The sequence below is a fragment of the Halomonas sp. ND22Bw genome (genome assembly GCF_003011945.1).
Classification (GTDB): domain Bacteria; phylum Pseudomonadota; class Gammaproteobacteria; order Pseudomonadales; family Halomonadaceae; genus Halomonas; species Halomonas halophila.
In genome coordinates this window covers 1-257 of record NZ_PXWD01001242.1, presented here as the reverse complement: position 1 = coordinate 257, position 257 = coordinate 1, and the positions used below count along the sequence as shown (strand labels likewise).

The following is a 257-nucleotide window of genomic DNA, read 5'->3' as shown; positions in this document are numbered from 1 at the left end:
GCTGACGACCATACAGGGCCTGGCGGTTCTGGGCGGCGGCGCCGAGATCGTGCTGGACCCCAAGCTGGGCGCCCCCAGCGTCGGCGAGGACGGCACCATCACCCAGCAGGGCCAGGTCACTGGCCGTCTGTCGGTCGTGCGGTTCGATACCCTGGGCGTGCTCGAAAAGGGCGGCGACAGCCTTTATCGCAACCGCTCCAACACCCAGCCGATCGAGGCGACGGACGCCCAGATCCACCAAGGGTCGCTGGAATCCT

The 257-nt window shown here is 68.1% G+C and carries 1 protein-coding gene; it reads left to right on the top strand.

Annotated features, from left to right (window positions below; translation table 11 throughout):
* A partial coding sequence (locus tag CVH10_RS22145) for a hypothetical protein (protein ID WP_219925002.1) occupies window positions 1-257 on the top strand: 257 nt, incomplete at both ends.